Annotated in this window: 7 protein-coding genes; 3 read left to right on the top strand and 4 right to left on the bottom strand. The window is 61.5% G+C overall.

The features are described from left to right. Positions 1-186: 186 nt before the first annotated feature. Entirely contained in the window at positions 187-963 is a 777-nt protein-coding gene (locus NW841_RS08910; protein ID WP_414386135.1) for a hypothetical protein, read from the bottom strand. 199 nt (positions 964-1,162) lie between these two features. Between NW841_RS08910 and NW841_RS08905 the strand changes: the two genes are divergently transcribed. Next, the gene (locus tag NW841_RS08905) at positions 1,163-1,648 is read left to right on the top strand and encodes an ureidoglycolate lyase (RefSeq protein ID WP_414386134.1); all 486 of its coding nucleotides are present in this window, start codon (positions 1,163-1,165) and stop codon (positions 1,646-1,648) included. 401 nt (positions 1,649-2,049) lie between these two features. Further along, the gene (locus NW841_RS08900; RefSeq protein ID WP_414386133.1) at positions 2,050-3,207 is read left to right on the top strand and encodes a CAP domain-containing protein; all 1,158 of its coding nucleotides are present in this window, start codon (positions 2,050-2,052) and stop codon (positions 3,205-3,207) included. A gap of 325 nt (positions 3,208-3,532) precedes the next feature. On the opposite strand, the gene purD is transcribed toward NW841_RS08900, so the two are convergent. The 3 genes from purD to NW841_RS08885 form a co-directional block, all read right to left on the bottom strand. After that, positions 3,533-4,846: a phosphoribosylamine--glycine ligase gene (gene purD, locus NW841_RS08895; protein ID WP_414386132.1), complete on the bottom strand. Its 1,314-nt coding sequence runs from the start codon at positions 4,844-4,846 to the stop codon at positions 3,533-3,535. Positions 4,847-4,971: 125 nt separating this feature from the next. Then, positions 4,972-6,162 carry a glycosyltransferase gene (locus tag NW841_RS08890; RefSeq protein ID WP_414386131.1) on the bottom strand — a complete coding sequence of 397 codons (1,191 nt, stop codon included), beginning with the start codon at positions 6,160-6,162 and terminating at the stop codon, positions 4,972-4,974. A 68-nt stretch (positions 6,163-6,230) separates the two neighbouring features. Next, positions 6,231-7,520, bottom strand: coding sequence for an HD domain-containing protein (locus tag NW841_RS08885; protein ID WP_414386130.1), 1,290 nt, complete (start codon positions 7,518-7,520; stop codon positions 6,231-6,233). Positions 7,521-7,649: 129 nt separating this feature from the next. On the opposite strand from NW841_RS08885, the gene NW841_RS08880 reads away from it, so the two are divergent. Continuing rightward, positions 7,650-8,602: SGNH/GDSL hydrolase family protein (locus NW841_RS08880; RefSeq protein ID WP_414386129.1), on the top strand; the 953-nt coding region annotated here is incomplete at its 3' end.

Raw genomic sequence — 8,602 nt, 5'->3', positions numbered from 1 at the left:
CCTAGAAATTGTGAAGCAATACATCCAGAATCAGTCAGAGGGTGCTATCCATCCCCACCTTATAGACCGTGGGGAATTCCGCACCTTACGTTAAAAGCTAGAGCTCTGCTACCTTTGGGATCCCTGCTCCAGTTTTCCACCCCTGCTTCAGCAGCAGTCGCCAGCGCCTGCCGCAGCTAGGAGGGCCTAACCCAGAGGAGGGGAATCTGGGTTTTGAGCCTCGCTGGGAGGCTGAGTTTTGTCTGGGGATAGGCTTGCTTCCCAGTTTCGCAGTTGGCTCAGTTGGGAGCGCACTTGCAAGGCAATTTGCAAAGCAGCCTCCAAAAGCCGCGACTGTTCGCTGGCCTGTTCCCTTATCTGGAGCGCAGTTAGAGTCGTCAACTCGTCACCGAAGAACTCACTTTGCTGCTCAATAAAGTCTTTGTTCTGCCGCAAGATCCGTTCAGTTTTCAAGGCGCGGATTAGGTCGCTGCGAGCCAGCTTCAGAGCCTCGATAATCTGATCCCGCTGGGGCAGCTTGACCTCAGGGTTACCTGCCTCCACCAATTCGTCATTGATGTGAATAGCTTGAATAAGCTGATGGTAGCGATCTACTTCTTCCAGCAAGTTCAGCAAGAGCGGCAGGCGGCGGCTGCGGAAAATCCAATAGGCTTGGCCCAAAGCGGCAATGGCTGCCAGGATCCCCCATTCCACCAGCCAAGTGCCCCAACTGCTGTGCAGGCCAGGGATCCAGATCCGCCCCAGCAAGGCCAGCAGGGATCCCCCCGTCCAAAAGGTCAAGAAACGGCAGAAGAGATCCAGCACCAACAACAGGCGCAGCAGATCCCAGAAGGCGGAGAACTGGCGCAGCCAATCTTTCCAGCGACGGACAGGCCGAGGTCGGTACAGCCAATCTATAGGTACCCCGGAAAGGTTTTCCACCAGAGAAGGGGAAATGACCAGCTCCTGTAAATCCCGCCGCATCACCATTGCCGAGTGTTACAAATTTCTCCCATTTTACTGAGACTGTTCTGCGGAAGGAGACTGCCGGCAAATCTAGATAACTAGATAAAATAAGAGCTGCTCTGCTATTTGGGTCTTCACGACCTTGTGCCGGCAGCAGGTGGGGATCGGCTTGCGGAGCAACAACGGGTACAGGTTTGGGAAAGAGGAGACAAGCAGGGTGAGCAGTCAACTGCGCCAACTGAAGGCCCATCTCGCTAAACCGGAAAACTTTGCCCTCTACGGGCAGGTGATCTATCCTACTCCTGACGACAAACCCTTCGATGGCCAAGATGCCCAGTTGGTTTTGAATCAGGGGCAACCCCGCTTTTACCTCATGCGCTTGCCCCGCCGTGGCCTTCGGTTCACCCAAATAACTCACCACACCCGTTGCACCCAGTGTCTGGGATCCCTGCACGGCAAGGAGTGGTTTATCGCCGTCGCGCCGCCTGCCGACGAGCTGCAAGTGGATGAGATTCAAGCTTTTCGGGTGCCCGGCGACCGCTTTATCAAACTGGAAATGGGCACCTGGCATGCCGGCCCCTACTTCGACCACGAGGAGTTTATCGATTTCTACAACCTGGAGCTGGCCGACACCAACCTCACCGACCACGAGACAATCAACCTGCTTCAGACCTACAACCTGGAGTTTCAGATCATCCCTTGAGCAGCCGAATTCAGCAGCAAAAAAGCAGATTCATCTAAGGTGCATTAAGGTACGGGGATCCCTACCAGCACTAAGGGTGGAGAGAGAGGATCGCTTTGGGCTCTATCTCTAGTAGGCAGGGCCAAGGGGGAGAAACATCGTTCAACTTATTCTCAGGTTCTGCTCTGGCACTTCCCCCCCTGCGTGATAAAACAGGGTCAAACCTGGCAGGGTTTTGGAGATCTGTTGCGATGGCTACACTTCAACCCACCCAAGTGACCTGCAAGCTCTTGGGGGCTCTGGCCCTGTTCCTCTGCCTGGGGCTGCTCTCTGCCTGTGACGAGGGTAGCAGCAGCACCGTCAGCCCCCCCAGCCTCCCTCCTACCCCTACTCCTGCTAGTCGATAAGCCTACAGGACTTACATGTCTTGGCAGCGGCTGCCCAGTTGGAAGCCAGTCTGGGCAGGGGGGGTTCTTAGTTTGCTCTGCCTACTATTTTTGGTGGCTGCCTGTGGTGGGAGGGGATCCCTCACAGCTCCAGAACCTCCGCGGGCAGGAGAGCTGCCGATTGCCAACTTCCTCTGCCAGTTGGATCGCCAGACCCGCACCTTTGCTGGCCCCATCTATGCCGAGCAGCCTCAGGCTGCCACCTGCAATCCCGGTCGCCTCACCCCGGCAGCAGCCCAGAAGATGATGGATCGGCTGAACTTTCTGCGGCTGTTGCACGAGTTGCCCCCGGTGGAGCTCAATCCCGAATTCTTGGCGGCCGCTCAGCAGGCGGCGCTGCTGCAGGTGGCCAATGGCGCCCTCAGCCACGAGCCACCTCCCTCTTGGCGTTGCTTCACTGCTGCCGGGGCGGCGGGATCCCGCTTTAGCAACTTGGCGATTGGCCCGATTCTGGAGCTGAACGGCCCCGACCCAGGGCGGGTGCTGGCGCGCCAGGTGGATATTTATTTTGCCGAGCCGGGCCGGGAAAACTTCGTGGATGTGGGGCATCGCCGCTGGAACCTCTACCCCCAGTACGCCCAAGGAGCTTACGGCATCGTCTTTGACCCGCGGGCCGGACGGGTGACCCAGGCCAATGCCAATTGGATCTTCGGTTTTGACGAGTCGGTGCCAGATCCAGAGTTCATTGCCTTCCCGGAGAGGGACGGCTACCTGTACCGCCTCGAGGGGTTTTCCGGCCAGCCTTTGTCTGCCTACCGCTGGTCTTTCTCGGTGCCCAGCCGCGGCGGCCTCTCTGATCTCAGCCAGGCCCAAGTTCGCATCACCGATGCCCTCACTGGCGAGGCAGTGCCGGTTTGGGATCTGCGGGTTGGGGATCCCGCCTTTGGCCTAGAGACTCTCACTTACTCGGTAGGATCCGTCCAGCCCAATCGCCCCTACCTCTTTGAGATTAGCGGCATCCGGCTCAAGGGCGGGCCGCCGCGCACCTATCGCTACACCACTACCCTCTACGACTGCAACCCTCAGGCGCCGCAAAGGTCTGCACCCGTAACCGCAGGACTGGGGATCCCACCCCGCTGGCTCTGGCAGAAGGAGCCCTTCAACCTCAGCTTAGAGTGGGACTTTGCACCCTGATGCTCAACTGCATGCATCCGGGATCGAGACATTAGTCCTCTTCTCCTCAGTTGGGAACAGCCGTGGCTGCCTCCCTTCTCCCTAGCCGCCAGAACTCCGGCCCGCTGACGCCAGAGGAATCCAAGCACCGAGCAGGTTAGTTGCAACTGGGAACAGCTCCACCGTTGAGAAAATCTAAGGAAAGTTGAGATTCTGATACCATCGTTGCCGTCTCTTTACTGGAGGAGTTAGGCTCTAATCATCAAAGCTTTTTTTAAAGCTGCTTTACCAGCCCCAGAGAAGCGACCTCTCTGGGGCTTTAAGATGCAGTCGAAAAAGAAGGGGACTAGGAGGCGGGCACTACACCTCGCCGGACGGCAGGCCCAAGGGCGCGGCTGCCGATGTCGGAGCGGTAATGGGCTTTGGGGAACTGGACTTGCTCCACGGCGGCATAGGCTTGGCGCAGCGCTTCCGCCAGCGTTGCCCCTTGGCCGGTAAGACAGAGGACGCGCCCGCCGTCGCTGAGGAGCTGCTTGCCCACCTGGCGGGTGCCGGCATGGAACACGAGGGCCCCGGTGGCAGCAGCAGCCTCCAGGCCAGTAATGGGGATCCCTCGCTCGTAGCTGTCAGGGTAGCCGGGGGCGGCCATGACCACGCAGGCGGCGTAGCCAGGTTTCCACTTCAGTTGAAGATCGGCCAGCCGTCCCTCGATGCAGGCCAGCAGCACCTCGTCCAGAGGGTTTTCCAACAGGGGCAGGATCACCTGGGCTTCGGGATCCCCGAAGCGGCAGTTGTACTCCAACACATAGGGATCCCCGTTGGGCGTGATCATTAGGCCGGCGTAGATCACCCCCTGGTAGCGGATGCCCCGCCGCTGCAGCGCCTGCAGGGTGGGATCCAGCACTTGGGCCTGGATGCGGGCCAAAATCTGTGGCGTCACCAGGTGGTCTGCTGGGGCGTGGGCCCCCATGCCGCCGGTATTGGGGCCGGTATCGCCATCGCCAAGGCGCTTGTAGTCTTGGGCGGGCAGCAGCGGCAGGCAGATCTGGCCATCCGTCAAGGCCAGCACCGAGACCTCTTGGCCGGCAAGGAACTCCTCAATCAGCACCCGCTCGCCCGGCTTGGCCAGGGCTGCCTCCAGGGCCTGCACGGCTTCTTCCCGGCTGTGGGCAACGGTTACCCCCTTGCCGGCGGCCAGCCCATCTTTTTTAATCACCACCGGATAGCTGCCTTTGCCTGACGGAGTTCTTGAATCCAGGTAGGCCAGTGCCTCAGACAAGTCGGCAAAGCCAGCAGCCGGAGCCGTAGGGATCCCTGCTTCCTGCATCAGTTGCTTGGCCCAGAGCTTGCTTCCCTCCAGTTGGGCGGCGGCGCGACTGGGGCCGAAAATGGGGAGCCCCGCTGCCTGAAAGGCGTCCACAATTCCCGCGACCAAGGGCAGTTCCGGCCCCACCACCGTCAGGCGGATCCCTTGCACGGTAGCAAATCGCACCAGTCCCTCGATGTCGGTGGCCGCCAAAGCCACAGACTGACAGCGGGGCATCTGCTGCGTGCCGCCGTTGCCAGGTGCACAGTAGATCCGAGTAATCTGGGGAGACTGCAACAGCTTCCACGCCAAAGCGTGTTCTCGTCCCCCGGAGCCGATGACCAAAGCCTGCATTGCGCTATCCCACTGTTTGTAAACGCCGCTTGTTTATCTTGGGATCCTCTCCGAACATTCCCCATTAGACCATGTTCCCGCGGTGTTTCTGCTCGCGTCAGCGGGAGGGGCTTCTTGTATTCTGCTTAGCTTGCTGCCAGGGGACGGCCTCGCCAAGTCCAGTTGCGCCCACTGGTGGTGCGGATGGCAGAAGCCAAGATGATGGCCGCCGTCACCCAGCCTCCCACCGCCGTCAGCCACCAGTAACGCAGCGGCAGGTGGGCCCAACGCCATAGAAGCAGGCGGATGACCCCTTGGCCTAGGATCCCGGCCAGGCTGGCCGCCAAGACCTGCGGGAATCCGGTAGCCACAGCCAGGATCAACCCCAGCCAGGGCAGGCTGCAGATGCCCAAGACAGTGACCATCGCCAACACGGCGAGGGCCCAGTTGCGCTCCAGGCCCAGGAACCAGTTTTTCGTCCACCCTTCCCAGAGGGCGGCTCCATTGGCGTACATGCGGCATCGCACCCGCGACCCCCCTAGGCAAATCTGCAAGCCCAGGCCAGCCGCTTTGATGCGCTGGGCCAAGGACACATCCTCGATAACCACATTGGCCACGCCGGCGTGTCCGCCCACTTGCTCGTAGGCGGAGCGGCGAAACAGCATGAACGGCCCGAAGGCAAAGGCCTTGGGACGCTTGGGATCGTTGACGGCGGCAAAGTCGTAGCCTGCCGCCAAGATGACCATCATGATGGGCTGCACCAGCCACTCGGCCAGACAGCCGCACACCAACTGAGGCCCTACGCTTACCAAGCCGCTGCCGCTTGCCAGCAACTGTCCTAGGGCTGCTTCGATGGCAGCGGATCCCAGCCGCACGTCGCAGTCGAGAAAGAGCAGGTAGTCGGGGGGATCAGGCTGGGCGGCCAGGGCGGCAACGGCTTGGGCACAGGCCCAGTTTTTGCCCACCCACGTTTGGCCTTGGGGGCGGGGATCCCCTTGGAGCAGGTGCAGCCGCGGATCTTGCCGTTCGGCAGCCAGGGCCTGGGCCAGCTCCCAGGTGGCATCGGTGGAGCCGTCGTCCACCAGCCAGACCTGCAGCGGGGCGGCGGTGCTGTCCAGGATGCTGCTTAGGCAGCCCACTACGTTTTCCGCCTCGTTGTAGGCAGGCACGATCACCGCCAGCCGCTCCAGGGCCGCTGCGACCTCTGCCGCTTGCTCCGGCAAGGGATCCCGCAGCCAGGGGGAAGCCCACAGCGCCTGCCCCAGCCGCAGCGCCACCAAGGCAATCGCCAGGGCCGTTAGCGCCAACACCATCGCCAGGATCTCCGGGATTCCCACTCTTGCTTCCCTCTTTCAGATAAGGAACGGATTTTGCCCATGCCCTAGCCCTGGGATCTGCCAATCCTCTAGGCAGACAAAGCCCTCTCTACGATATCGCTGTAGGGGCGGGGGAAGATCAGCCAAACCTGGCTTTGCGTTTCCACCAGGGATCGCACCAGGGGCGAGAGCTGGGCAATTTCCACGTAGCCGTCCTCGGTTTTGAGTTGGATCCCTTGGTCGTAGAAGCTGTAGCCCTGGACGTGGGCCGAGCGAATTCCCAAGTAGCTTTCTGGATCCAAGCCATCTCGCCGCATCTTCTGGCTTAGAGTTGCCACCAGCTCTTGGCGTCGCTCTTCTGGCAGGCGGCTGAGGTTGCGGGCCTTGAACAGATCCCGATCCAAATAGCGCCGCGCCAAATCGGCCAAGATGGGATCCTTCCCCGCCATGGCCCAAAAGCGAAAAGGGTAGCTGAACATCACATCGTCAGCGGCCAAATAGAGGGGCAAAGGCAGCTCGAAGGGATCCCCCTTTTGCACCGCCAGCGCCGCCCAACACCAGGCACTCAAGATGGGATCCAACTCGATCTTGCCCTGTTGCAACAGCACCTGGGCCCGCTTGAAGAGCCGCTCCAACATAAAGCGGGCACACAGGCTCTTGGGGTGCTGGTACACCTGGGTGTACATGAAATAGCGCACCACCAGATAGTGCTCGATGGCTCCCAGGCCTTTGCGGGCGGGAATGGAGAGGGATCCCGTCTCCAGGTCGTAGTCCAACACCGTGAGGATGCGATCCAGATCCAGGTGGCCGTATTGGGCGCCGGTGAGCAGGCTGTCGCGCATCAGGTAGTCAAAGCGGTCGCAGTCCAGTTGGCTGGCAATAAGCTGCCCCACCAGCGGCAGGGGAAATTGTTTCTGCCACACCTGCTCCAGTTGGGCCGGCAGTTGCGGGTCAAACTCCGCCACCAGCGTGGCTATCTGGGGATCCTCCCGCACAATGCGGGCCGTCCAGACCTCGTGTCGGCAGCCGAAGATCTCCTCGCCGGCATGGCTAAAGGGGGCATGGCCAATGTCGTGCAGCAAGGCGGCAACCAGCGTTACAGCGCGGTAGGGGCGCAGCTCCGGGTAGCGGCGGGCCAATTTGTCAAACAGGCGCCGCGTAACCTGCAGCACTCCCACCGAGTGGGTAAAGCGGGAGCCCTCAGCGCCATGGAAGGTAAAAAAAGCGGTGTCCAACTGGCGGATGCGGCGCAGGCGCTGGAAGGCCGACGTGTCGATGAGGCGAATCAGCAGCGCCTCGACTGGATCCCCGCCATCCAGGCTGATGGCGCCGTGCAGGGGATCGTGGTAGGTGCGGGACTTGCAAAAACGCAGCGCCATACTCCCACCATACTCGCCAATTGGCCAATCTTCGGCTAGCTTGGCTGGGGGCTTCCCCCACCTCTGCAGCAAAGCTACCCTATGGGATCCCCTACTTGGCAAAAGAGGCAAGCCCCCAGACCCGTTCGGTTGCTGCTGCTCTCAGTGGCAATCGGGATGCTGGGGTGGGGGCTAACCGCTTGTTCCGAAACCTCTGGATCTCCCCCCGCTGTTCTCATACCCAGCCCGCCCGCCCTCACCCGCTATGTGGCTCTGGGAGCCAGTGATGCCGTTGGCTTCAACGCCTCCATCTCCTGCGATGGTCCAGCCAACGCTGCCGGCACCCGCCCGCAGCGCTCAGAGCCGCTGGACTGCCCCAACGGGACGGGGTATGTCCCCCGCCTGGCCCGCCTGCTGCCCGGCCCGGTGGAGCTGATTAACTTGGGCCGCTCAGGAGCGGTACTCAGCCCAGCCATGCAAGCCCTGCGGGAAGGGATCCCGGCCAACCTGCTCCAGGATCAAGTGCCGCGCATCCCTCCCAACGCCACCCTGATTACCCTCTGGGTGGGCGGCAACGACACCAACGCTATTGTCTTCGCGGCAGCCCAACGGGCTCTGCGCGGCGAGGATCCCTTGCCCTTTATTGAGCGCCAGATCCAACAATTTGCCGCCGACTACCAAACCCTGCTGCAGGCGGTGCGGGCCCGCGCTCCCCAAGCTCGCCTGGCGGTGGCCAACCTGCCCAACTTTGCCCTGATCCCCCTGGGGCAGCAGCAGCCCAGGGGCCTGCGGCAACTGCTGGCTTGGGTCTCCGTCGGCCTCAGCCAACGGGCCATCAACCCCCTGAGCCAAGAAGGGATCCCCGTGGTGGATCTCCTCTGCGATCCCCGCTCCTACCGCCGCGAGTCTTTCTTCCCCGGCCCGCTGGCCGATGGCTTTCACCCCAACGACCGGGGATATGCCGACCTGGCCGAGGCTTTCTTGAGGATCCTGCAGCAGCCCGTCCCGCCCCAGCGCCGCTGCCCACCCTTTAGCGAGGTGGGATCCCTTTCTCCCGAGGCATTGGCAGAGCTCTCGTCTAGCAGCTTCCCAAAAGCAGAACT

Source organism: Synechococcus sp. H60.3 (assembly GCF_047462295.1).
In the GTDB taxonomy this organism is placed as follows: domain Bacteria; phylum Cyanobacteriota; class Cyanobacteriia; order Thermostichales; family Thermostichaceae; genus Thermostichus.
Note: the sequence above shows the minus strand (reverse complement) of the source record. Positions and strands in the feature narration are given on the sequence as shown.

Bases quoted from the DNA above. Each gene is read 5' to 3' on its own strand.
- NW841_RS08910 (WP_414386135.1), bottom strand. From the start codon at position 963: ATGCGGCGGGATTTACAGGAGCTGGTCATTTCCCCTTCTCTGGTGGAA.
- NW841_RS08900 (WP_414386133.1), top strand. From the start codon at position 2,050: ATGTCTTGGCAGCGGCTGCCCAGTTGGAAGCCAGTCTGGGCAGGGGGG.
- purD (WP_414386132.1), bottom strand. From the start codon at position 4,846: ATGCAGGCTTTGGTCATCGGCTCCGGGGGACGAGAACACGCTTTGGCG.
- NW841_RS08885 (WP_414386130.1), bottom strand. From the start codon at position 7,520: ATGGCGCTGCGTTTTTGCAAGTCCCGCACCTACCACGATCCCCTGCAC.